23 protein-coding genes are annotated in these 22,003 nt (G+C 74.1%); 11 read left to right on the top strand and 12 right to left on the bottom strand.

Translation table 11 applies throughout. The features are described from left to right. Window positions 1-371: 371 nt before the first annotated feature. The gene (locus O4U47_RS02310) at window positions 372-1,583 is read right to left on the bottom strand and encodes an FAD-dependent monooxygenase (RefSeq protein ID WP_270675688.1); all 1,212 of its coding nucleotides are present in this window, start codon (window positions 1,581-1,583) and stop codon (window positions 372-374) included. A gap of 45 nt (window positions 1,584-1,628) precedes the next feature. On the opposite strand from O4U47_RS02310, the gene O4U47_RS02305 reads away from it, so the two are divergent. Continuing rightward, entirely contained in the window at window positions 1,629-2,258 is a 630-nt protein-coding gene (locus O4U47_RS02305) for a TetR/AcrR family transcriptional regulator (protein WP_270675686.1), read from the top strand. A 41-nt stretch (window positions 2,259-2,299) separates the two neighbouring features. Here the strand turns inward: O4U47_RS02305 and O4U47_RS02300 are convergent, their stop codons facing one another. Further along, window positions 2,300-3,487, bottom strand: a complete 1,188-nt coding sequence (locus O4U47_RS02300) for an FAD-dependent monooxygenase (protein WP_270675684.1) — start codon at window positions 3,485-3,487, stop codon at window positions 2,300-2,302. Window positions 3,488-3,739: 252 nt separating this feature from the next. Here O4U47_RS02300 and O4U47_RS02295 point away from each other — a divergent pair, with 252 nt between their 5' ends. Then, the gene (locus O4U47_RS02295; RefSeq protein WP_270675681.1) at window positions 3,740-4,264 is read left to right on the top strand and encodes a nitroreductase family deazaflavin-dependent oxidoreductase; all 525 of its coding nucleotides are present in this window, start codon (window positions 3,740-3,742) and stop codon (window positions 4,262-4,264) included. A gap of 88 nt (window positions 4,265-4,352) precedes the next feature. Here O4U47_RS02295 and typA read toward each other — a convergent pair whose 3' ends face one another. Continuing rightward, a complete protein-coding gene (gene typA / locus O4U47_RS02290) occupies window positions 4,353-6,239 on the bottom strand; it encodes a translational GTPase TypA (RefSeq protein ID WP_270675679.1) in 1,887 nt (628 codons plus the stop codon). A gap of 252 nt (window positions 6,240-6,491) precedes the next feature. On the opposite strand from typA, the gene O4U47_RS02285 reads away from it, so the two are divergent. Next, window positions 6,492-7,526, top strand: coding sequence for an iron-siderophore ABC transporter substrate-binding protein (locus tag O4U47_RS02285; protein WP_270675677.1), 1,035 nt, complete (start codon window positions 6,492-6,494; stop codon window positions 7,524-7,526). A 19-nt stretch (window positions 7,527-7,545) separates the two neighbouring features. Here the strand turns inward: O4U47_RS02285 and O4U47_RS02280 are convergent, their stop codons facing one another. Beyond that, the gene (locus O4U47_RS02280; protein WP_270675675.1) at window positions 7,546-8,007 is read right to left on the bottom strand and encodes a (deoxy)nucleoside triphosphate pyrophosphohydrolase; all 462 of its coding nucleotides are present in this window, start codon (window positions 8,005-8,007) and stop codon (window positions 7,546-7,548) included. A gap of 124 nt (window positions 8,008-8,131) precedes the next feature. On the opposite strand from O4U47_RS02280, the gene O4U47_RS02275 reads away from it, so the two are divergent. Continuing rightward, the gene (locus tag O4U47_RS02275) at window positions 8,132-8,455 is read left to right on the top strand and encodes a hypothetical protein (protein WP_270675673.1); all 324 of its coding nucleotides are present in this window, start codon (window positions 8,132-8,134) and stop codon (window positions 8,453-8,455) included. A gap of 551 nt (window positions 8,456-9,006) precedes the next feature. Here the strand turns inward: O4U47_RS02275 and recD2 are convergent. After that, window positions 9,007-11,253 (bottom strand): SF1B family DNA helicase RecD2, encoded by a 2,247-nt coding sequence (recD2, locus tag O4U47_RS02270; RefSeq protein ID WP_270675671.1) that lies wholly within the window; start codon window positions 11,251-11,253, stop codon window positions 9,007-9,009. A gap of 107 nt (window positions 11,254-11,360) precedes the next feature. Here recD2 and O4U47_RS02265 point away from each other — a divergent pair, with 107 nt between their 5' ends. Genes O4U47_RS02265 through O4U47_RS02255 form a run of 3 tightly spaced genes read left to right on the top strand, consistent with a single transcriptional unit; the run spans window position 11,361 to window position 13,214 of the window. After that, window positions 11,361-11,753: a cupin domain-containing protein gene (locus tag O4U47_RS02265; RefSeq protein ID WP_270675669.1), complete on the top strand. Its 393-nt coding sequence runs from the start codon at window positions 11,361-11,363 to the stop codon at window positions 11,751-11,753. A 34-nt stretch (window positions 11,754-11,787) separates the two neighbouring features. Further along, entirely contained in the window at window positions 11,788-12,411 is a 624-nt protein-coding gene (locus O4U47_RS02260; protein ID WP_270675667.1) for a cysteine hydrolase, read from the top strand. A gap of 20 nt (window positions 12,412-12,431) precedes the next feature. Then, complete coding sequence (locus O4U47_RS02255) at window positions 12,432-13,214, top strand: aminotransferase class IV (protein WP_270675665.1); 783 nt, start codon at window positions 12,432-12,434, stop codon at window positions 13,212-13,214. A 75-nt stretch (window positions 13,215-13,289) separates the two neighbouring features. On the opposite strand, the gene O4U47_RS02250 is transcribed toward O4U47_RS02255, so the two are convergent. Next, entirely contained in the window at window positions 13,290-14,270 is a 981-nt protein-coding gene (locus O4U47_RS02250) for a DsbA family protein (protein ID WP_270675663.1), read from the bottom strand. Window positions 14,271-14,345: 75 nt separating this feature from the next. Here O4U47_RS02250 and O4U47_RS02245 point away from each other — a divergent pair, with 75 nt between their 5' ends. Then, window positions 14,346-14,918: a TetR/AcrR family transcriptional regulator gene (locus O4U47_RS02245; protein ID WP_270675661.1), complete on the top strand. Its 573-nt coding sequence runs from the start codon at window positions 14,346-14,348 to the stop codon at window positions 14,916-14,918. A gap of 752 nt (window positions 14,919-15,670) precedes the next feature. Here O4U47_RS02245 and O4U47_RS02240 read toward each other — a convergent pair. Continuing rightward, window positions 15,671-16,255 carry a DUF6286 domain-containing protein gene (locus tag O4U47_RS02240; protein ID WP_270675659.1) on the bottom strand — a complete coding sequence of 195 codons (585 nt, stop codon included), beginning with the start codon at window positions 16,253-16,255 and terminating at the stop codon, window positions 15,671-15,673. A 320-nt stretch (window positions 16,256-16,575) separates the two neighbouring features. Between O4U47_RS02240 and O4U47_RS02235 the strand changes: the two genes are divergently transcribed. The 3 genes from O4U47_RS02235 to O4U47_RS02225 all read left to right on the top strand — a co-directional run bounded on the left by O4U47_RS02235 (window position 16,576) and on the right by O4U47_RS02225 (window position 18,775). Continuing rightward, window positions 16,576-17,094 (top strand): RNA polymerase sigma factor, encoded by a 519-nt coding sequence (locus tag O4U47_RS02235; RefSeq protein WP_270675707.1) that lies wholly within the window; start codon window positions 16,576-16,578, stop codon window positions 17,092-17,094. Further along, complete coding sequence (locus tag O4U47_RS02230) at window positions 17,085-17,687, top strand: anti-sigma factor (protein ID WP_270675657.1); 603 nt, start codon at window positions 17,085-17,087, stop codon at window positions 17,685-17,687. The genes O4U47_RS02235 and O4U47_RS02230 overlap by 10 nt, the downstream gene beginning before the upstream one ends. 86 nt (window positions 17,688-17,773) lie before the next feature. Then, the gene (locus O4U47_RS02225) at window positions 17,774-18,775 is read left to right on the top strand and encodes a hypothetical protein (protein WP_270675655.1); all 1,002 of its coding nucleotides are present in this window, start codon (window positions 17,774-17,776) and stop codon (window positions 18,773-18,775) included. A 44-nt stretch (window positions 18,776-18,819) separates the two neighbouring features. On the opposite strand, the gene O4U47_RS02220 is transcribed toward O4U47_RS02225, so the two are convergent. From O4U47_RS02220 to O4U47_RS02200, 5 genes are read right to left on the bottom strand one after another with little or no spacing between them, the layout of a single operon-like run. Next, window positions 18,820-19,635, bottom strand: a complete 816-nt coding sequence (locus O4U47_RS02220; RefSeq protein WP_270675653.1) for a maleylpyruvate isomerase family mycothiol-dependent enzyme — start codon at window positions 19,633-19,635, stop codon at window positions 18,820-18,822. Window positions 19,636-19,667: 32 nt separating this feature from the next. Next, on the bottom strand, window positions 19,668-20,195 hold the full coding sequence (locus tag O4U47_RS02215; protein ID WP_270675701.1) for a DinB family protein: 528 nt from the start codon (window positions 20,193-20,195) through the stop codon (window positions 19,668-19,670). Between the two features lie 38 nt (window positions 20,196-20,233). Further along, window positions 20,234-21,046: a DUF6082 family protein gene (locus O4U47_RS02210; protein ID WP_270675651.1), complete on the bottom strand. Its 813-nt coding sequence runs from the start codon at window positions 21,044-21,046 to the stop codon at window positions 20,234-20,236. Continuing rightward, window positions 20,949-21,683 carry a DUF6879 family protein gene (locus tag O4U47_RS02205; RefSeq protein ID WP_270675649.1) on the bottom strand — a complete coding sequence of 245 codons (735 nt, stop codon included), beginning with the start codon at window positions 21,681-21,683 and terminating at the stop codon, window positions 20,949-20,951. Before O4U47_RS02205 ends, O4U47_RS02210 begins: the two co-directional genes overlap by 98 nt. Further along, window positions 21,676-21,945, bottom strand: a complete 270-nt coding sequence (locus tag O4U47_RS02200; protein ID WP_017623966.1) for a hypothetical protein — start codon at window positions 21,943-21,945, stop codon at window positions 21,676-21,678. Before O4U47_RS02200 ends, O4U47_RS02205 begins: the two co-directional genes overlap by 8 nt. Between the last annotated feature and the right edge of the window lie 58 nt (window positions 21,946-22,003).

The following is a 22,003-nucleotide window of genomic DNA, read 5'->3' as shown; positions in this document are numbered from 1 at the left end:
CCCCGCTCGCACCGTCGCCGCCAACCCCGGTGACCACACGCACGCCCGACGACCGACAGCGCTACCACAAGGGCTGCGGACCTTCGTCGTCGCTGCCCTTCACCTCGCGCTCCGGCCACCCGCCGCCCGGCCGGGGCCCATGAGCGGGGTACCGGCCAAGCCGCCCGACCACCCGCACCGCGAGGAACCCGCCGCCCGGCAAGCAAGCCCAGGGAACCACCCCGCTCGCACCGTCGCCGCCACCTCCCCTGCACCCCGCCGACCCGCCGGACGGCCGGGGCCCTGGAGCGGGGCACCAGCTCCGCCGTCGCCGCCCAACACAGCGGCCACGTACACACCCGGCAGCCGACAACGCTGCCGTGAGGATCGGCTCACTCCGCCGGTGGCTCCCAGCCGAAGGTGCGGTCGAACTGGCGCATGAACACCGCCGGGGTCATCCGCGAGGCCGTCGCCAGGGCCGCGTCGCGCACCGCGGTCCCCGCTCGGGAGCGCATGCGCGTCACCTTCTCCGCCCTCGCCGATGCGGCGGCGACCGCGTTGGCCCTCGGCGCGCGCGAGGACGAGTACGCGGCGAGCGCGTCGGGCACGGTGTCCGAGCCCGACGTCCGCCTCTCGGGCGTGTCCCCGCGCCCCACCGCGTGCGCCAGCTCCACCGCGTCCTCGATCGCCTGACACGCCCCCTGCCCCAGGTACGGGAGCATGGCGTGCGCCGCGTCTCCCAGCAGGGCCACGCGGCCGCGGTGGTACTCGGGCAGCCGGGTGGCCAGCCACCGCAGGTCGCCACGGATGACCGCATCCTCCGGCGCGGACCCGATCACCCTGGGAACGGGGTCGCACCAGTCGCCGAAGGCCTCCCGCAGCGCCCGTGCCTCGCCGCCCTCCGCCCGTGCACCCTCGGGGGCCGGTGCGACCAGATAGGCGTAGACCGACCCGTCCCTGAGCGGCATGATCCCCGCACACCGCCCGCGCCCCCAGATCTCGGCGGCCTCGCCGACCGGGGGTTCCGGGCGGGCCAGCAGCCGCCAGCACGTGGCCCCCGAGTACACCGGGCCCGGGTGCCGGGGGAACAGCGCCCGCCGGACCGCCGAATCGATGCCGTCGGCCGCCACCACGAGGTCGGCCTCCAGGGTTTCGCTCCCTCCCCTGTCCACCTCGTGGACCTCCACGCACGCCGGGCGCCCGGCGCGTCCCGGGGCGACCGAGACGACCCGCGCGCCGGTCCGCAGCGCCGACTCCGGGAGCGCCCCGAGGAGGAGGCCGACCAGGTCGGAGCGGCGCAGCACCACCAGTTCGTCCCCGAAGCGCCTGCGCACTCCGTCCTGGTCGGTGCGCATCAGCCACCGGCCGGACGCCGCCCGGATGCCGCCCCCGCCCCGCAGGGCCCGGCCGCGCACCGCGTCGCCCACCCCCAGGACGTCCAGGGCGCGCAGCGCGTTGGGGGCCACTCCCAGGCCCGCGCCGACGGGCCGGATCTCCCCGGCCCGCTCCAGCACCCGGACCCGCCAGCCGCGGCGGGCCAGGGCGCACCCCGCGGCCAGTCCGCCGATGCCCGCCCCCGCGATGACCGCCGTGCGTCCACCCATGACCGCCTCCCTCTACACCTGTAGTGACGGTACTCTACAGCCGTAGTGAACCGAAGGGAGGACCGGGTGGCCGGGAACGGGACGGAGCGGCCGCGCGATGCGGTCATCGGGCGGGCGGCCGTCGCCCTCATCGCCCGGGAGGGCCTGCGCGGGCTCACGCACCGCGCGGTGGACCGGGAGGCCGGCCTGCCGCCCGGGTCGACCTCGTACTACGCCCGGACCCGCGCGCGGCTGCTGCAGGCCGCGGTGGAGCGCATGGCCGCCGAGGAGGACGAGGCGCTCACCGCCATGGGGCCCGGACCGGGTACGGCTCCCCCGCCGGACCCCGCCTCGGTCGCGCACCTCTTCGCGGGGTTCGCGCACTTCACCATCACCGAGGCGGCCGAACGCACCCTCGCCCGCTTCGAACTGGCCCTTGAGGCGACCAGGCGGCCGGAGCTGCGCCGGGTCTACGACGGGCTCGGGGCGCGGTACCGCGCGCTGGCCGAAGACGTCCTGCGCGCCGTGGGCTCAGAGGATCCCGCGCGGCACGCGCGCTCCTTCATCGCCTGGTGCGACGGCATCGCGTTCGACTCCCTCGCCGGTTCGGGCGCCGCCTCTCCCCCGGGTTACGACGAGCTCTACAGGGACGCGGAGGAGCTGGTGGGGACCCTCTTCGGGGAGCAGCGGAGGTAACCGGCCGAGCGGACGGCGAGCTGAGCGGCTCCGGCCCGCGCTCAGCGGTCGGCGGTCCGGGGCGCCCCCGGCGGGCGCCAGTCGTCCACCGGGCGCGTGTACCGGGCCAGCTGCCACGGGGCCACCTTGCCCACCAGTCCGGCGGCGGTGTCCCGCAGCCCCGTCAGCACCGGCGAGTCGTTCTGCACCGCCTCCGCCAACTGGGCCGACCTCTGCACCATGGCCGCCGTCCGGGGCAGGCGCGACGCCGTGTACGACTGGACCGCCGTCGGGACGTAGGCCATGGACCCGCTGGCGTGGTGCGCCAGCACCACCGCGTCCTCGATGGCCTGGCACGCCCCCTGGGCCAGGTTCGGCGTCATGGCGTGCGCGGTGTCGCCGACCAGCGCCACCCGGCCCTTGTGGTAGGCGGGCAGCGGGGTGTCCACGTGCCAGACGTCGGTGCGCACCACCGCCTCGGGCCGGGCCGCGGCGAACAGGTCCGCCAGGGGCTCGTGCCAGTCCTCCACCCGGGACACCGCCTCGGCGCGCTCGTCGGCCGCCCTCTCCCCCGCGGGCACGTTCCCGGTGACATAGCAGTACACCTCGTCCCCGCTGAGCGGAAGGACCCCGGCGGTGCCGCCCTTCCCCCAGGTCTCCCCGAAGTCGATCGGGTCCTCCGGGCGCCACGGCACCACCGCGCGCCAGCAGGCGAACCCGGCGTAGACGGCGCCGGGGTGCTCCAGGAACAGCTCGCCGCGCAGGGCCGAACGCGCCCCGTCGGCCAGGACGACCAGGTCGGCGGCGACGTCCCCGGGCTCGGTGGCGACCCGGGCGGGCTGCCGGGTGGTCCCCGGCTCCACCGCGGTCACGGCCGAGCCGGTGCGCAGCGCCCCCGGCGGCAGCCGCTGCAGCAGCACGTCCACCAAGTCGGCGTAGCGCAGCACCGAGACCGCGTCGCCGAAGCGCACCTGCGTCTCGTGCGGGCCGGTGCGCAGCAGCCACCGGCCGCTCCGGCTGCGGATGGCGGCGATGCCGTGCGGCGCGGAGCGCTTGCGCACCTCTTCGCCGGCGTCCAAGGCGTCCAGGGCGCGCAGCGCGTTGGGCGCCAGCGCGAGCCCTGCGGCGACCGGGTCCAGCACCGGGGCCTTCTCGAACACGGTCACCGCGCACCCGGTGCGGGCCAGCGCCACCGCGGCGGCGAGGCCGCCGACGCCCGCCCCGACCACGACGGCGTGCGGTTGTGCCATGGACTGGTTCCTCCGGACCTGGTCGGGGGCCCACACACCCGGCGGCACGGGGGCCCTGCCCCCTCAGGCTAGGGTCGGCGGCCGAGGAATGCCACGCGTTGCCGGGGATTCGTGGCCTCTGGCCCAACCTGGACTTCCGGGTCGAAGGTTCCGGTGCGTGCGGCGCGCCGCGGACGCACGGCCCTTTCCGATAACCCAAGCGGGCGCTAGGTTAGAACGTGCGCATGCCCCCGGCAGAAGGGAGCCGCGACCGTGCCCCCGCCCCCTCCGCCGCGCCGCCCCGACGGCCCCGTGCGCACTGCCCTGCTGCGCACGGCGCGCAAGGCGGCCGCCTCCCCGGTGTTCGCCCGTCTGGCCCCGCCCGTGCTGCCGCGCCTGGACCGGCTGCTGCACCGGCTCACCGGCGGCCGCGCGCAGATCGCCCGCTGGGCCGTGCCCAGCCTGATGCTGACCACCACCGGGCAGCGCAGCGGCGCGCCCCGCAGCGCCCCCGTGGCGTGCCTGCCCGAACGGGAGCGCACCCCGCGCACCTTCCTGGTGGCCGGCAGCAACTTCGGGCGCGAGAAGCACCCCGCCTGGACGGGGAACCTGCTCGCGCACCCGGACGCGGTGGCCAACCACCGGGGCACCGACATCCCGGTCCGGGGCGTGCTGCTGACCGGTGAGGAGCGGGAGGAGGCCTGGCGGCGCCTCAACGCGATGTGGCCCTACGCGTCCTACGCCTCGCGCTCGGGCCGGGAGCCGCGCGTGTTCCGCCTGGTCCCGCGCGACCCCTGACCCGTCGGGCGCTTCCGTCCCCGGGAACCGGACGGGGTCCGCCCGGACGGCCCTGTCCGAACGGACCCCGTCCGGACGGACCGGCGGACTAGCCGCGCTTCTTGTGCGCCGCCATGCGCCCGCGCTCCTTCTGGTCGAGCACGACCTTGCGGATCCGCACCGCGTCGGGCGTGACCTCCACGCACTCGTCCTCGCGGCAGAACTCCAGCGCCTGCTCCAGCGACAGCTTCCGCGGCGGGACCAGGCGCACCAGCTCGTCGCCGGTGGCCGAGCGCATGTTGGTGAGCTTCTTCTCCTTGGTGATGTTGACGTCCATGTCGTCCATGCGCGAGTTCTCGCCGACGATCATGCCCTCGTACACCTCGGTGCCCGGCTCCAGGAACAGCACGCCGCGCTCCTGCAGGTTGAACATGGCGAAGGCGACGGCCTGGCCGGACCGGTCGGCCACCAGCGACCCGTTGGCCCGGGTGCGCAGGTCGCCCGCCCAGGGCTCGAAGCCCTCGAAGACGTGGTGCGCGATGCCGGTGCCGCGGGTCTCGGTGAGGAACTCGGTCCGGAACCCGATGAGCCCGCGCGAGGGGACCAGCCAGTCCATCCGGACCCAGCCGGTGCCGTGGTTGGTCATCTGCTCCATACGGCCCTTGCGGACGTTGAGCAGCTGGGTGATGGCGCCCATGTAGTCCTCGGGCGCGTCGACGGTCAGGCGCTCGACCGGCTCGTGCAGCTTGCCGTCGACCTCGCGGGTGACCACCTGCGGCTTGCCGACGGTCAGCTCGTAGCCCTCCCGGCGCATCTGCTCGACCAGGATGGCCAGCGCCAGCTCGCCGCGGCCCTGCACCTCCCAGGCGTCGGGGCGGTCGGTGGGCAGCACCCGCAGGCTGACGTTGCCGATCAGCTCCCGGTCGAGGCGGTCCTTGACCAGGCGCGCGGTCACCTTGGCGCCCTTGACCTTGCCGACCAGCGGCGAGGTGTTGGTGCCGATGGTCATCGAGATGGCCGGCTCGTCCACGGTGATCAGCGGCAGCGGCCGCGGGTCCTCCGGGTCGGCCAGCGTCTCGCCGATCATGATGTCGGGGATGCCCGCGATGGCGATGATGTCGCCGGGGCCCGCCTGCTCGGCCGGCTTGCGCTCCAGCGCCTCGGTCATCAGCAGCTCGGTGACCTTGACCTGCTGGACCGAGCCGTCGGCGCGGATCCAGGCCACCTGCTGGCCCTTGCGGATCTCGCCCTGGCGCACCCGGCACAGCGCCAGGCGGCCCAGGAACGGCGAGGCGTCCAGGTTGGTCACGTGCGCCTGCAGCGGCGCGCCCGGGGCGTACTCGGGCGCCGGGACCGTGTCCAGCAGGGTGCGGAAGAACGGGGTGAGGTCGTCGTTGTCGGGCACACCGCCGTTCTCGGGGCGCTCCAGCGAGGCCTTGCCGTCGCGGGCGCAGGCGTAGACGATCGGGAACTCGATCTGGGACTCGTCGGCGCCCAGGTCGATGAAGAGCTCGTAGACGTCGTCCACGACCTCGGCGATGCGGCTGTCGGGCCGGTCCACCTTGTTGATGCACAGGATGACCGGGAGCTTCGCTTCCAGCGCCTTGCGGAGCACGAAGCGGGTCTGGGGCAGTGGGCCCTCGCTGGCGTCGACCAGCAGGACGACGCCGTCGACCATGGACAGCCCCCGCTCGACCTCGCCGCCGAAGTCGGCGTGGCCGGGGGTGTCGATGATGTTGATGACGACGTCCTCGCCCTCGGGCGTGGTGTAGTGCACCGCCGTGTTCTTCGCGAGGATGGTGATGCCCTTCTCGCGCTCCAGGTCGTTGGAGTCCATGACGCGCTCATCGACGTCCTGGTTGGCGCGGAAGGCCCCCGACTGCCACAGCATGGCGTCGACGAGCGTGGTCTTGCCGTGGTCGACGTGGGCGACGATGGCGACGTTGCGGAGGTCGGTGCGGCGTGCGGAGCCCTCAGCGGTAGTAGCGCTGGACATGCGAAAAGTCTCGTTCTCATTCACTGGGTACAACCGCGACACCCGCGGCCGGAGACCAGTTTAGGCGCTTGCGCCGGTTACCACGGGAAACGGGCAGGTCGGCGGGGTGCTCTCGGACACCCCCCACTAGACAAGTCCCCATATATCGGACTTAGGATAGGCGCGCCTAACCACGGCGCGCCGGTCCGGGCGCGCCTCCGACCGCAGCGGCCCGCCCCCGGGGCCGCACCCGAGAACGATCAGGGATCCTCCATGGCCGCCACCCCGTCCCGCCGCGCCGGGCTCACCGCCCGCGCCGCCGCGCTCGCCGCCGCGACCGCGCTCGCCGCCACCGCCTGCACCTCCGGCACCGCCGCCCCGGAGGCCGAGGGCGGCGGTGACTGGGAGCCGGTCACCATCGAGCACGCCCACGGCACCACCGAGATCACCGCCGAGCCGCAGCGCATCGTCACCGTCGGCTGGTCCGACGAGGCCGCCCTGCTGGAGCTGGGCATCGTCCCGGTCGGCATGGCCGAGTCCACCTACGCCGGCGACGAGGACGGCTACCTGCCCTGGGACCTGGACAAGATCGAGGAGCTGGGCGGCGAGAAGCCCGAGCTGTTCAACACCGACGACGGCATCCCGGTCGAGGAGGTCGCCGCGCTGGAGCCCGACCTCATCCTGGGCGTGCAGTCCGGGATGGAGGAGGACGAGTACGAGCAGCTCTCCGGCGTCGCCCCGACCATCGCCTACCTCGACCAGCCGTGGATGACCTCCTGGCAGGACGAGGTGCGCACCATCGGCGAGGCCGTCGGCAGGCCCGACGAGGCCGACGAGGTCGTGGCCGGCACCGAGTCCTACCTGAACGGCCTGGTCGAGGAGCACCCGGAGTTCGAGGGCGCCTCCTTCGCCGCGGGCACCCTGATGCCCGACACCGGCGAGCTCGGCTTCTACATCAACGGCGACCCGCGCAACGCCCTGCTGGAGCAGCTCGGCCTCACCCCGGCCCCGTTCCTGGAGGACATCGACGCCGAGAAGGACGCCTTCTACGGCACCATGAGCCAGGAGAACGCCGAGGACATCGACGCCGACGTGCTGGTGATGTGGTTCAACAGCCCCGAGGACCGCGAGTCCCTGGAGGACAGCGGCGTGTTCGGCCGCGTCAGGGCCGTGAAGGACGGCGGGTTCATCGGCTACGAGGACCGCACGGAGTCCATGGCGATCTCCTCGCCCAACCCGCTCTCCATCCCGTGGGTCATGGACGGCGTCGCCGAGGACCTGTCCACGGCGGTCGAGGGCGAGGCCTAGGAGGGCGTCCCGGCCCGGGTCAGGCCCTGGGGGCGGCTCCGTCGCGCTCCAGGAGCGGGCGGACCTCCCCCAGGAAGGGCACGTCGGCGGGGAGCCAGTCCACCTCGTCCAGCTCCGCCGCGCCGAGCCACCGCAGCGCCAGGTGCTCCAGGGCGCGCGGCTCCCCCTCGGCGACCCGGGCCGCCCACACCCGCAGCACGGCCCTGGGCCCTCCCGGGCGCACCGGCATCGCGACGTCGCCGCCGAGCCGCTCGCCGAGGACCACCTCCACGCCCAGCTCCTCGCGGCACTCGCGGACCAGGGCGTCGGTCTCGGCCTCGCCCGGGTCGACCTTGCCCCCGGGCAGCTCCCACCGGCCGCGCAGGTTCGGCGGGGCAGCCCGCTGGGCGCCGAGCAGCATGCCGCCGCGGATGATCGCGGCGCCGACGACGATCTGGGTCGCGGCGGGGCCGCCGTCCTGTGTCCGAGTCACGGTCGACAACGCTACTCCAGAGGCGCCGGGCGCGGGCGCCCGGAACCGGCCGCCGCCGTGTGGGATCGGAAGGATCGGGGCACCCGTAAGGCACGGGCCCCGGTGCGACGGCGACGCGACCGAAGGAGTGCGCATGTCGGCTCTCAACGCCCTCAAGGGCTGCTCGCTCGAAGGGACCTGGGTGGACGTTCCGGGCCACAGCGTGACGCTCTCCCTGCGGTCGCCCGCGGGCGCCGTCCCCACCCTCACCTACACCCTCGTGCTGCAGGGCGTCACCGACTTCAGCTTCTTCGACGAGGAGGCCGTCCCGTGGCGCGGGGCGGAGGTGGCCGACGTGGGGTCCGAGCACGACGAGGACTCGATGCGGCTGGACTTCTCCTTCGGCGGCGAGGCCTCCGGGCTCGCGGTGACCTGCGGCAAGGTGCTGCTGCACCGCACCAAGGACGGCGAGCCGTAGCGGACGGGCCGCTCGGGGGGCCACCGCCCTCGAGGCCCTCGAGGCCCTCGGGCGCCGGCGGATGCCGGCGCCCGAGGGGGGCCGACGCTCTCCGGGGGGAGTGGAAAGAGCGTCAGCGTCCATTGGGGTCGGCGTTGCCTCGGCCCCCCGCCGGGGCGGGGAGGAGAGTCGGCGCAGCGGGCACGCCCCGAATGGTCCGAGGCCGCGACGCGCGCGGCCGTCCGCACGAGAGGGGTGGCGTCCGTGCCGCCGGTTTCGGCCTCATAAGGGGAGCCTATTCAGCCCTGGGCCGCCTTGGGGCCCAAACGCGGAAAACGCGGGCGGGACCGCGCCCGGGAGGGGGTTCGGGCACGGCCCCGGGGTGGAGGAGTGCGACGGGTCGGAGAGGGGATCCTGCCCGCCGGGCCACCGGCTCCACCGTAGGGAAAACTACCGCTCGGTTCTGTTGTCGACAAGGACGAAATTTCCACGGATTTACCGGCAGCCCGATAATCCGCGATGTTGAAACCGCACACGAGTGCCATTCCGCGACATTCACCCCGTCGGCTCCGTTATCCGGCGGAATTCTCCGTGCGGAGCCGGTGCGCCAGACCGGTGAACCGCCGCCCGGCCGCCGCCGAGCGCACCGCGCGCGCCACCGCCCGCCGCGACCCCACCAGCACCACCAACCGCTTGGCCCGGGTGATGGCGGTGTAGAGCAGGTTGCGCTGCAGCATCATCCACGCGCTCGTGGTCACCGGCACCACGACCGCCGGGTACTCGCTGCCCTGGGACCGGTGCACGGTCACCGCGTAGGCGTGCGCCAGCTCGTCCAGCTCGGCGAAGTCGTAGCCGACGTCCTCGTCCTCGTCGGTGCGCACGGCCAGCCGCTGCTCGACCGCGTCGATCCCGGCCACCACGCCCAGCGTCCCGTTGAAGACCCCGTTGGCGCCCTTGTCGTAGTTGTTGCGGACCTGGGTGACCTTGTCGCCCACCCGGAAGACGCGGCCCCCGAACCGGCGCTCGGCCAGGCCCTCGCGCGGCGGCGTCAGCGCGCGCTGCAGCAGCGTGTTGAGGTTGCCCGCGCCCGCCGGGCCGCGGTGCATCGGGGCGAGCACCTGCACGTCCCGGCGCGGGTCCAGCCCGAAGCGGCGCGGGATGCGGCGGGCCACCACGTCCACGGTGAGCTCGGCGGTCTCCTCGGCGTCGTCGCAGGGGAACAGGAAGAAGTCGTCCATGCCCTGGAGCAGCGGCGGCTCGCCGGCGTTGACCCGGTGCGCGTTGGTGACCACCCCCGACTGCTGCGCCTGGCGGAACACCCGGGTCAACCGCACCGCCGGCACGGGCGAGCCCTCGTCCAGCAGGTCGCGCAGGACCTGCCCGGCGCCGACCGAGGGCAGCTGGTCGACGTCGCCGACCAGCAGCAGGTGGCCGCCGGGCGGGACCGCCTTGGCCAGCTTGTTGGCCAGCAGCAGGTCGAGCATGGACGCCTCGTCGACCACCAGCAGGTCGCAGTCGAGCGGGTGGTCCCGGTCGTAGGCGGCGTCGCCGCCGGGCTTGAGCTCCAGCAGCCGGTGCACGGTGGAGGCCTCGTGCCCGGTCAGCTCGGTCATCCGCTTGGCGGCGCGGCCGGTGGGCGCCGCCAGCACGATCTTCGCCCCCTTGGCCGCGGCCAGGGTGATCACCGAGGCGACGGTGAAGGACTTGCCGCAGCCGGGGCCGCCGGTGAGCACGGCGGCCTTGCGGGTGAGGGCGAGCTTGACCGCCTCCTCCTGCTCGGGGGCCAGCTCCGCCCCGGTGCGGCGGCGCAGCCAGCCCAGCGCCGCGTCCCAGTCGACGTCGGCGAAGGCGGGCATGCGGTCGGCCGGGTGCTCCAGCAGCGTGCGGAACCGCCCGGCGAGCGAGGCCTCCGCGCGCTGGAACGGCACCAGGTACACGGCGGTGACCGGCTCCCCCTCCGGGCCGGGCACCTTCTCGGTGGCCACCCCCTCCTCCTCCACGAGCGCCCCGAGGCAATCGATCACCAGCCCCGGGTCGACCTGGAGGATCTTGACGGCGTCGGCGATCAGCCGCTCCTCGGGCAGGAAGCAGTGGCCCTCCGAGGTCGACTCCGACAGGGTGAACTGGATGCCGGCCTTGACCCGGTCGGGGCTGTCGTGCGGGATGCCCACGGCCTGGGCGATGGTGTCGGCGGTCTTGAAGCCGATCCCCCACACGTCGGTGGCCAGCCGGTAGGGCTCGGTGCGCACCACCCCGATGGAGGCGTCGCCGTACTTCTTGTAGATCCGCACCGCCAGCGAGGTGGAGATGTCGATGCCCTGCAGGAAGACCATCACCTCCTTGATGGCCTTCTGCTCCTCCCAGGCCTCGGTGATGCGCTTGGTGCGCTTGGGGCCGAGCTTGGGCACCTCGATCAGCCGCTCGGGCTCGGTCTCGATGACCTCCAGGGCACCGGCGCCGAAGTGGTCGACGATCTTCTCCGCCAGGCGCGGCCCGATCCCCTTGATCAGCCCGGACCCCAGGTAGCGCCGCACGCCCTGGACGGTGGCGGGCAGGACCGTGGTGTAGTCCTCGACGGTGAACTGCCGCCCGTACTGCGGGTGGGAGCCCCACCGCCCGCGCATCCGCAGCGACTCGCCCACCTGGGCGCCCAGCAGCGCGCCGACCACCGTGGTCAGGTCGTTCGCGCCGCGGCCGGTGTCGACCTTGGCGACGGTGTAGCCGGTCTCCTCGTTGGCGAAGGTCACGCGTTCGAGGACGCCTTCCAGCTCGGCCGGCCGGTACGCCTGGCCGCCCTGCGCTCCCCTCGCACCGCTCACGGGCCCCTCCACTGACTCGGTTCCCCTCCCCATCATGCCGCCCCCGTCCGACGGGCGGGGAACGACGGTGCGCCGTCCACAGGCCCGTGCGGATACCCTCGTCGTCCGTGATCGAGAACGCTTCAGACCGCCCCGCGCCCGACGGGGTGTACGTGGGCAGCGCCGGCGCGGACGCTCCCATGGACCGCGGCTGGCTGCTCGGGCACTTCAAGCCCGAGGACGACCCGCGGCACAGCACCGACGTGGAGATCAAGTGGGGCACCCACCCGCCCGGCGACGAGCGGGCCGAGTGGGCCGTCGGGGAGAAGCGCACCGCGCTCCTCGTCCTGATCAGCGGGCGGTTCCGGCTCAGGTTCCCCGACGGTGACGTGGTCCTGGCCGAGCAGGGCGACTACGTCGTGTGGGGGCCCGGAACGGACCACTCCTGGATCGCCGAGGAGGAATCGGTGGTCATGACGGTGCGCTGGCCGTCCATCCCGGGGTACGCCGTCGGGCATTAGGGAGGGGCGCCGCGGGCGTGGGAGTATCCGTTACATGGCAGACGAACCCCTCATCGTGCCGGCCCGCACCGCCGTCCTCGCGCTCCACTGGCAGGTGAACGTCATCAGGCCGGAGGGCTTCTTCGGCGGCATGCTGGCCGAGCCGGTCCGCGCCTCCGGGGTCGTCGAGCGCGCGGCACGCTTCCACGACGACGCGCGCGCGGCGGGCCTCCCCGTCGTCTTCACCCGTTTCACCGTCCCCGAGGGCGGGGGTGCGCTCGTGCGCAACACCGCCTTCATGTCCGCGGTCGCCGACTCCCAGGAGTCGTTCCGGCCCGACGCCCCCGGTTCCGCGCTCATCCCGGAGATGGCCGCGCTCGGCGACCGTGACGAGGTCTGCGACAACCAGCGCCTTTCAGGGCTGGCCGCGACCGACCTGCCCGACCGCCTGCGCGCACGCAGCATCGACACTCTGCTGATCACCGGCGTGGCCACCAACCTCACCGTGGAGCAGACGGCGCGCGGCGCCAGCGACCTCGGTTTCACCGTGCACGTGGTGGCCGACTGCGTGGCCGCCGGCGACCCGGCGGTGCACGAGGTGTCCTTGACCAACCTTGACCTCACCACCGCCGGGCGGACCACCGCCGCCCAGGCGCTGGAAGGGCTCGCCTCCGCCTGAGGGGATGCGAGGATGCCCCCATGATGCTGCTGGACGGTCGGCCGGTGACGGCTGAGGAGCTGGCCCCGCTCGCGCTGTACGGCTACGGGCACTTCACCACCATGAGGGTGGAGGACGCACATGTCCGGGGGCTGTCCCTGCACCTCGACCGCCTTGAGGCGGACTGCGCGACCCTGTTGGGGGCCTCCCTCGACCGGGACGGGGTCCGGGGCCGGGTCCGCGAGGCCGCCGGCCGGGCGGACGGGCCCGTCATCGTGCGGGTGACCGTCTTCGACCCGGGCCTGGAGCTCGGGCTCCCCGCCCGACCGGCACGGCCGCGGCTGCTCGTGTCCACGCGCGCGGCCCCCGGGGTCCCGGCGCCGCCGCTGTCCCTGGACACCCGCGACCATGAGCGCGAACTGCCCGCGGTGAAGACGTCGTCGCTGGCCGGGGCGCTGCACGCGCGGCGCGCCGCGCAGCTGGGCGGACACGACGACGTGCTGTTCGTGGACCGCGCCGGCCGCGTCACCGAGGGCGCGACATGGAACATCGGCTTCATCCGGGGCGACGAGGTGCTGTGGCCAGAGGGCGATGTCCTCCCCGGCACGACGATGCGCCTGCTCATCGAAGCGGGGGGTGCCGCCCACCGTACGGTCCCGGTCCCGGTGGAGGCGGTCCCGGAGATGGACGGCGCCTTCATCACCAACGCCGCCGTGGGGGTACGCCCCGTCTCGGCGGTCGGCCCCCACAGGTTCACCGAGCGCCTTCCCCTGGTCGACCGCCTCCGCCAGGCCTACGACGCCGTCCCCGGGGAGGCCGTGTAGTACTGCAACGACAGGTCTCCCTCAGCAGCCCCGCGACCTTCCGTGAAAGCCGCTCCTGAACCTGTCGTTGCTGTATCAGGCGTACTCGGGCTCCATGGTCTCCGCGAGCCGCATGTGGGGCCCGGCTTCGGCGTCCCGCCCCTGGCGCTGGAGGGTGCGGCCGAGCATGAGCTGGACGTAGGCGTCCGCTGGGTCCTCGGCCGCCATGCTCCGCAGCTCCTCCTCCGCCCGGCCGAGCTGGGCCGAGGCGTAGTAGGCCCGCGCCGCCAGGAACCGCGCGCCCCGGTCGTCGGGGTGGGCGTCCAGGACGGGCGCCAGCAGTTCCAGGGCACCGAGCGGGTCGCGCGCTGAGAGCAGGGACTCCGCGAGGCGGTAGCGCTCCACCTCCTCGGGCAGGCGCCGCCCCTCCCCCGGTGCCTGCCGCAGGAACGCGGCGATCTCCTCGGCGGGCTGCGCGCCCGCCAGGGCCCGGCCTCCGACGACGATGGTCGGCGAGGTGCGGATCCCCCGCGCCTTACCGCGCAGCAGCAGTTCCCGGACGGCGGCCGTCCCGCAGCCCTCCGCCACCGCTCGCCCGCCGCCGTGGAACCCGGCCGCATCCGCCGCGGCGGCCAGAACGTCCGGGTCGCCGATGTCCGCGGCCTCGACGAAGTGGGCGCGCATCACCTGCTCGGCGACGGCGTTCTGCAACCGCCACCCGCCGTGCTCCAGGGCGAGCAGCAGGAGCCGGTGCGCAGGGCCGGTGTCCGGGCGCCAGGCGGCGCCCCAGCGGGGGCCGAGCCCTTCGGCCGCCGCGATGCGGGCGACGCGGTCGCGGTTCTCGTCCGGGGTGAGGTCGGGCGCGCAGGCGCGCAGCGACTCTTCGGCGCCCGGCGCCTGCAGGGCCTCCGCCAGCGGCTCCGAAGGGGAGGGCGCGGCGGGGTCGATGCGGTAGGGGCGCCAGACGGCCTCGGCCCCCGCGGCGCCGTCCGCGAGCAGGTCCAGCGCGCGCTCGACCCGCCGCTTGCCGATGTAGGCCCACGAACAGGCGACGTCCGCCCAGATCTCGATTCGCATGCCGGAAGATTACACAACACATGTCGTTTAGACAACATGTGTTCGTTAAAGGTGGACTGCCCTAGGATCAGGGCCATGAATCCGGACGATCCCCGCGCCCGGCGCACCCGCGCCCGCCTGCGCGCCGCCGCGCTCGACCTGTCGGTGGAGGGCGGCGGGGCCCCGCTGAGCACGGCCGCGATCGCCCGCCGCGCCGGGGTCAACCGCGCCACGGTCTACGCGCACTACAAGGACGCGGACGCGCTGCTGACCGACGCGATGGAGGAGGCCCTGGCGCCGGTGGTCCGGGCGGCCTCGCTGTGCCCGCTGGACTCCCCGGCCCACCGCGCGCCGGAGCCGCTCGTGGAGCTGTTCGAGCACGTGCGCGCCAACGCTGGCCTGTACGGGCGCATGCTCGGCGCCCACGGCAGCCCCGGCTGCGCCGCCGCACTCAGGACACGGCTCACCGAGGAGCTGTCCGCGCGCTTCACCGAAGGCGCGCGCCCCGAGGGTTCGGACGGGATCCCCGTGGAGCTGCACGCATCGTTCCTGGCGGGGGCGCTCATCGGAGTGATCGCCCAAGGAACCGCAGACGATGGCGCCCCGTGGCCGCCCGACGAGGCCGCCGACGCCGTATGGCACCTCATCCGCCCGCGCCCACCGGAGTGACCATCCGCCCACCCCAGTCACGTCAGGCACAGCAGGAAGCCCAGGCGGCCCATGCGGCAGCGCTGTCGGCCGTCTGGCGTGCGGATGGTCACCGTTCTCGGCAGCGACGGCCAGAGCCCAGCGGTTCCCCGACCCTGCCTGCCGGGCGACAGGCCCCTCGCAGCCCGGGCGGCGGCGCGGCCGGGTGGGCGGGTGGCCGAGCGCGTTCGCGGCGCCCGCACCCCCGGCAGCACCATCATCCACCAACAGATCTCGGGGAAGTCGGGCTTATCGTGTCCGGATTAACCCCGGGTTCCCCGAGATCCTCGCGGAGGGGGCCGTCCGAGTGGTGTATACCGGGCATATAGGGCGGCGGGAGAAGGGCTCGGGCATCCTGCATCGTGAAATCGACGCTATTGGGCAGATCAGGTGTCGATTCCCCCCCAATCCGCCCCCACAGCACCCACGCGCCCCCTTGGCGATGATCTCGACGAAGATGCTGTCAAAACCGCCGGAATGGCAGCACCTTCGTCGAGATCATCGCCGGGCAGGGGCGCACCGGGTCGGCGGCCGCCACGAGCACGGGAACCGCCCCGCTCTCTCCGTCGCCGCCATCCCGCTCACACTCCGGTGGCCCGCCGCACGGCCACGGCCTGTGAACGGGGTACCTGCTCAGCCGCCTGCCCCACCTTCACCGCGAGCGAGCCCGACCCCGAACTCGCCCCAGCGCCGCTCCGGACGAACACGACGGACCACCGGCACCGTCCGGCGGCTCACGCACCCACGCCCGGCGACTCCACCTGTGCTCGGACGCTGAACTCCTCGCCCAGGGACAGCGAGTCCAATCGTGCCCGGACCGCGCCCTCGACGGCTCTGCGGCGGGCCTCCTTGCGCGGCACCGAGGAGACGACCCGAACCTGCACGCACCGGGAACCGACGAGCACGTGCGCCGACTCCACCCCGGAGACCGTCACCGCCGACTCCTCAAGGGCCTTGCGCACCCCCGGAAGCGGGTCCGACGCGTCGGCCGCGCCCACCGGCGCCTCGGCGACCGCGCCGCCCGTGAGCAGGCTCGCTCCACCGGCCACGAGCATGCCGCCGCCGATGACCAGCAGGACCACGGACGCGATGCGCAGACCGGGGTCCTCCAGGCGGGCATCGGCCAGCACATCGATGACCTCCACCGCCGAAACGAGGGCCGCCGTGGCCGCGACCGCCGCCACGGCGGCCGCGGCGAGCGTCGCCGCCCGGAGCGGGACCCGCGTCCGCCTCCTGTGCCCGGACGCCCCTCGCCGGCCGGCGGCCTCCCCCGCTCTGGGGCGGCCGGGGGCCGCCGCCTCCTGCTGCAGCGCGGTCATATGGTCCCCTCCTCGGTCCGTTCACATCAGGACGGGCGCCGAGGCGGCGGGCCCGGGCCGACCAGGCCCCCCTCACCGGTCAGCGGGCCGCACGCTCGCCGTCGGCGCCCGTCACCATGGATGACACCTCTCTGCCGGTTCCGCTCACGTTCCCCAGTATGTGACGTGTCCCACAGTCGACACAACCACGCTTACGCAGGTCATGATGGGTAACGTTGCGTCACCACTCCCCTCTGGAACGTTGTTCCGGTCCCCCTCGCCGGGCCGAGCGCACGGAAAGGGGGCGGAGCGTGCCGGGTCGTCCGGGCCCACCCGACGGGGTGCTGGCCGAGCGCGCCCAAGACGGCGACACCTCCGCGTTCGAGACCCTCGTTCTGCGCCACCAGGGCACCGTCTACCGAGTCGCCCTGCGGACCCTGGGCGACCGCGAAGAGGCCGCCGACGCCGCCCAGGAGGCCCTCGTCACCGCCTGGCGGCGGCTCCCCTCCCTGCGCGACGCCGACCGGTTCCGCCCCTGGCTTCTGCGCATCGCCGCCCGGGGCGCGCTCAACGCCGCGCGCGCCCGCTCCCCCGAACACCCCCTGCCCGAAGGGGCGGAGTTCGCCGACCCCGCGACCGGTCCGGCGGGCCGGGCCGTCGGCAGCGGGCTCCGACAGGCCCTCGACCGCGCCCTCGCCGACCTGCCGCCTCCGCAGAGGATCTGCTGGATCCTCAGGGAGATGGAAGGATTGGCCTATGAGGAGATCGCCGACGTGGTCGACGCGACCCCGACCGCTGTGCGCGGACGCATCCATCGCGCGCGCACCCGTCTCGTGGAGGCGCTTGAGCCATGGCGGTGAACGGCCCCGGCACCGACGGCCCTGACGGCGGCGGCCGCAGCGACGACCACGGCGGCCCCGACGACGAGGGCGCCGACCTCCTGCCGTGCGGCACGTCCCTCGACGCCCTCCTGGATCACCTCCGCGGGGGACGGCCGACCGCGCACGAGCGCGCGTGCCCCCACTGCACCGCAGCCGCGGAGGAGCTGCGCATCCTCACGGCGGCACGGGACGAAGCCGAACAGGACCTGCCCGCCGCCCCGCCCGGCCTCGCCGACCGGGTGATGCGCACCGTGCGCGCGGAAGGGCGCTCAAGCGGGTACATCGCACTGCCCGGCTCACCCGGCCCCGCCGGGGAGCGCGGGTGGACGAGGATCCGCACGGAGGCTGTCGCAGCGCTCTTCAGGGCCGCGTGCGACACGGTGCCCGGCGCCGTCGTAGGGCGGTGCCGGTTCTCCGAGGCGCCGGAGGGTGTCGCGGTGGAGCTGAGCGCGCGCTTCACCGGCGAGGTCCCTGCCCCGCGACTCGCCGAGGAGCTGCGCACCGCCGTCAGCACCACGGCCTTGCACCACCTGGGATGGCGCCTGGCCCGCGTCGACGTGCGCTTCCACTGACGCCTCCACGACACGGCCGACCGTGGCACCATCGCACCCGGGGCCCACACGCGCCGGCCCCGCACCGTCCGAACAGGCAGGCTCCCATGGTGCACTCCCTTGTGATCGTCACCCTCGACAACGGAATCGACGGCCCTGACGGTCCCTACGGCGGTCCCGGCGCCCCCGGAACCAACAGCCCCAACGGCACCAACGGCACCAACGGTGACGACGCTCCAGCGCTCCGGTCGGCCATGGCCCCTTTCGACCTCGACCGGGAGGTCGACCCGTACCCGGACTACACCGAGTTCCAGTCCCGCCCCGCCGACTTCTGGGCGGTGAAGTACCTGCGGGCGCGCTTCGGCCTCACCGTCCCCGACGACGAGCTGACGTGGGACGCCGTGGCGGAGGCCTACAACCGCGACCTCGTTCCCGCCGACGGGGAACCGCCGATCCTGTTCGACGGCGTGGGGCGCCCCTACTTCGAGTCGACCTTCAACCCGCGCGGCGAGTGGGACTACTGGCTGGCCGGAGGGCGCTGGGAGGACTACTTCCACGTCCGCCCCGGGGCCCGCGGCGACCCGCGGCTCATCCTGCCGAAGGCCGCGGCCACAGGCACGCGCGCGGCGGGCGGCCCCAAAGGCGCGCTCGACCTCGAGTCGATGCGGGAGAGCGCGGCGCGCGAGGCGGAACTGGAGTGGGACCGCTTCCAGGAGCGCGCGGCCGAACTGCCGCCCGCCCTGGGCTGGTCCTCGTTCGCCCGGCTGGTCTCCCCCGACTTCCCCCGGCAGCGCGCGGAGGACGACTACCGGAGCCAGCCTTTGGTGGACGCGCTGTTCCACACGGACCTGGGCGCGGTCATGGACTACGCGTTGGACGCCCCCGGCGCCGGCAAGGAGGGCTACATCGAAGAGCGCCGGGCCCGCGCGGTGCCCGGCGCCGCGCTGCTGACGCTGGAGGGCGAGTGGATCAACGCCCCCTTCGGCGGCTGGATCGGAAGCACCCCGGACATCCGCTCGGCGGAGTCGGGGTACCGGGCCATGGCCAACGCCTACATCGACGCGCTACCGGACGGCATCCGGCTCGTAGCGGTCGACGCCCACAGCTGACGCGCCTGCCGGAACCCGTCGGAACCCGTCGAACCCGCCGGAGCTCAGCGGATGACCGCCACCAGCGCCGTGGCGGCCTCCCACAGCCCGGCGTCCCCGCCGCCCCCGGCACGGCCACGCGCCTCGTCAGGGCCGATGCCGCGTGTGGCGAGCCGCCAGAAGTCGTCCTGGGCGATCACCACCCGGGCCGCCGGGTCCGGCGCGTGCCCGCGGCCGATCCCCCACCGCCCCTGGTCGGCGGCCACGGTCCACACACCGCCTGCGGCCCCCTGGACCTCGATCTCGACCGACGTCCCGTCCGGGCGCTCCAGCCCGGCCAGCGCCTTGGGCAGCGCGCGGGTGAAGGCATCGGTCACCGGACCGGCGAGGTCCGGACCGTCGGCGCCCGGGCGGCCGACGGCGTCGCGGATCTGCTGCTGGTGCACCCAGAACTCGGTGTACTCCCGCGCGAGGTCCAGCCATGCCGGGGCCGGACGCGCGTCGGAGGCCCACGGGATGTCCAGGTCGGCGGGGCCGTCAAGGTCCGTGCCCGCCCACAGGGCGTCCAGCTGGGGCCCGAGGTGGGCGATCTGGTCCACCATGAGCTCGGGGCTGAAATGCCGCGCCACCGCGACGAACTCCCCGTTCGTGCGGTGGATGAAGTCCGCCAGCGCCTCGCCCTGCGCGAAGGGCGGGCCGCGGTGGCCGTCCCTGCCCCCGGAGAGCCTGCGCGTGTAGTCGTGCAGGACGTGGGCCGCCACGTCGTGGACGTCCCAGCCCGGGCACACGGTGGGGGCGGACCACTCGTCGCGGTCCAGATCGGCCAGCAGGTCCACGAGGAGCCCCCGCTCCCTCGGGAAGAGGGGGCGGGTGTCGATCACGGGCCCGAAAGGACCGGGCGCGCCGGCCACCGCTACTCCCCGACCGTGCCGTCGACGGCCTCGCGCAGCAGGTCGGCGTGGCCGTTGTGGCGGGCGTACTCCTCGATCATGTGGGCCAGCACCCAGCGCAGGGACACCGCGCCCCGGCGCGGGTCCCTGCCGGTCGCGTCCAGGCCCGGAGCCTCATCGACGAAGCGTTCGGCGAAGGCGACCTCTTCGCGCCACCGGTCCCAGGCGTCCCGGACCATTTCCTCCTCCGCCGCCACGTTGTCGAAGTCGCCGTCGATGTCCTCCTCCGACCAGTAGTGCGGCGGCGCCTCGGTCCCCGCCATGACGACGCGGAACCACGCCCGCTCGACGTCCGCCATGTGCCGGAGGAGCCCGAGCAGCGACAGCACCGACGGCTCGACCGCCCGGCGCGACATCTGCTCGGCGGTGAGCCCGGAGCACTTCAGCTCCAGGGTCGTGCGCTGGTAGCGGAGGAACCCGGTGAGGACGTCCACCTCTCCTCCGCGCTCGGGCGGGTCGATCCGCGGGTCCTTTTCAGGGCTGTCGAACATCTGAGGCATGCGGGCGATTGTCCACCCCCGCACACCCGTCACCAAAGGGTTTTCCGGCCCCACGGCGTCCGCACCCCGCGGCGCCGCCACTCACGGCGCCCCGGCCGTCTCCGCGGCCCCGCCCCGGCCACCGCACCGGCACCGACGGCCGCACCGGCGCCGAAGGCGGCCAGGACACGCAGGGTGCGCCGAGGGACGCCGAAACGCCGCCCGGCACCGTCCGGACGGCTCGCCGACCCTGCCGACCCCGCAGCGGCCGCCGATGCCGCCGATGCCGCCGTCACCGGCCGCGCCGCCGTGTAGGCCTGTTCGAGGATCTCGTTGAAGCGGCGGTCCGCCCGGCGCGCCGGGGCCGACAGGCGGCGCTTGCGCGCCCGCGCCCAATACGCGCGGCCGACCCCGCCGCGGAACATCTCCTCGGCCGCCGCCCGCAGCCGCGCCTCCGGCAGCGCCCCGGCCCGGAACGCCGTCCCCCACTGGGTGACGATCATGTTGGTGTAGAGCTGCTGCCTGCGCTCGGTGCGGTCCTCGCCCTCGGGCACCGGCCCCCAGCACGCGTCCAGGTCGGGGTCGTCCATGGCCATCCGGAGCAGTTCGGCCATGGCCTGGCGGCGCCCCTCCTCGACGGCGCGCCGCGTCTCACGGGCCTGGAACACCAGCGTCACGGCCACACCCACCAGGGCGAGGACCGCGATCAGCGCGGACACCGCCCCGTAGGTCTGACCGATCAGGCTCAGCCGCTCCCACTCCCCGTCAGCGCCGCCGAACGCCCTGAGGGCGAGCGGCGACGCCAGCACCAGCGCCACGGCCGTCAGCGAGAGCAGCGCCACTACGAGCGGGAAGGCCTTCACCGCTCCCCGGTCCCGCCCCCGGCTCCGCACCCCGGGCGATCTCGCGCCGGTAGAAGTCCATGAACGGCTCGGCGCGGGCGTACAGGACGGCGATCGCGTCGGCGACCCGGCGGGCCAGTACGGGGTCGTCGATGCGCTTGGCCCCGGCCGGCGCCCACCACCGGTCGTACAACACCTGGTAGACGACCCGGTCCCCGTAGACCATGGTCTCGGGCAGGGGCCGCCGCCGTTCCAAGGAGCCGATCCGCTCCGCGTCCAAGACGGCGATCTCATAACCGCACTCGACGAATACCCGGTGACTGTGCATCTCCCATCGCAGATAGCCGCTGGGGGGCCATTCGGCCACCCTCAGCCTGCGCATTCGCAGCCCCAGACCGGCGTAACGCGCCACCTGCTCCCGGAGCCGCTCCCGTTCGCCCTCGAATATAGCGATGGCGCGGGACATGTCACCGGCGAGGTAGGCCTCCCAGGCCTCGTCCCCGGACTCGTCGAAACGCTGCGACCTTTCGAGTTTCCACACGTCACCGGTGATGTCGGGGGATTCCCGCAGGGCCTTGGCGTCGGCGTGGTAGTCCGCCCGGCCGAGCACCGTGCCCCGGGCCTCGTACACGGCCTCGAAGGCGTGCGGGTCAGTCATCGGAGATGTCCGGCTTCGCCGACCTGAGCATGGCCCCGGGGATCACGACCAGCCGTTCGTCCGCACCGATCCTGACTCCGTCGGGGAGCCGGTGCGCGTAGCGGTCGGTCGCGTCGCGCCCGACGACGGCGATGTCGCCGTTGTCCAGCTCCCAGATCTCCGGGCAGTCGTCGTCCAGCCGGCTCTTGTCGAGCTCCGCGGCGGTCTTTCCGAGCCTTCTGCGGAACCCCGCGGAAGGGTCGGCGTCCCAGAGGCGTTCCATGGGGGGATCCTCTCGTATCGAGGGGACGGGCCAGTGGTCTTTCCCCGGAGAGGCGGGA

The sequence above is a fragment of the Nocardiopsis suaedae genome, from assembly GCF_027706745.1.
Taxonomy (GTDB): domain Bacteria; phylum Actinomycetota; class Actinomycetes; order Streptosporangiales; family Streptosporangiaceae; genus Nocardiopsis_A; species Nocardiopsis_A suaedae.
This window is presented reverse-complemented; position numbering and strand designations above follow the sequence as displayed.

Coding starts and splice junctions, on each gene's coding strand:
- O4U47_RS02300 (WP_270675684.1), bottom strand. CDS start 3,487: ATGGCACAACCGCACGCCGTCGTGGTCGGGGCGGGCGTCGGCGGCCTC.
- O4U47_RS02230 (WP_270675657.1), top strand. CDS start 17,085: ATGGCGGTGAACGGCCCCGGCACCGACGGCCCTGACGGCGGCGGCCGC.
- O4U47_RS02260 (WP_270675667.1), top strand. CDS start 11,788: ATGGCAGACGAACCCCTCATCGTGCCGGCCCGCACCGCCGTCCTCGCG.
- O4U47_RS02240 (WP_270675659.1), bottom strand. CDS start 16,255: ATGACCGCGCTGCAGCAGGAGGCGGCGGCCCCCGGCCGCCCCAGAGCG.
- O4U47_RS02245 (WP_270675661.1), top strand. CDS start 14,346: ATGAATCCGGACGATCCCCGCGCCCGGCGCACCCGCGCCCGCCTGCGC.
- O4U47_RS02225 (WP_270675655.1), top strand. CDS start 17,774: ATGGTGCACTCCCTTGTGATCGTCACCCTCGACAACGGAATCGACGGC.
- O4U47_RS02255 (WP_270675665.1), top strand. CDS start 12,432: ATGATGCTGCTGGACGGTCGGCCGGTGACGGCTGAGGAGCTGGCCCCG.
- O4U47_RS02205 (WP_270675649.1), bottom strand. CDS start 21,683: ATGACTGACCCGCACGCCTTCGAGGCCGTGTACGAGGCCCGGGGCACG.
- typA (WP_270675679.1), bottom strand. CDS start 6,239: ATGTCCAGCGCTACTACCGCTGAGGGCTCCGCACGCCGCACCGACCTC.
- O4U47_RS02250 (WP_270675663.1), bottom strand. CDS start 14,270: ATGCGAATCGAGATCTGGGCGGACGTCGCCTGTTCGTGGGCCTACATC.
- O4U47_RS02215 (WP_270675701.1), bottom strand. CDS start 20,195: ATGTTCGACAGCCCTGAAAAGGACCCGCGGATCGACCCGCCCGAGCGC.
- O4U47_RS02275 (WP_270675673.1), top strand. CDS start 8,132: ATGTCGGCTCTCAACGCCCTCAAGGGCTGCTCGCTCGAAGGGACCTGG.
- O4U47_RS02310 (WP_270675688.1), bottom strand. CDS start 1,583: ATGGGTGGACGCACGGCGGTCATCGCGGGGGCGGGCATCGGCGGACTG.
- O4U47_RS02285 (WP_270675677.1), top strand. CDS start 6,492: ATGGCCGCCACCCCGTCCCGCCGCGCCGGGCTCACCGCCCGCGCCGCC.
- O4U47_RS02200 (WP_017623966.1), bottom strand. CDS start 21,945: ATGGAACGCCTCTGGGACGCCGACCCTTCCGCGGGGTTCCGCAGAAGG.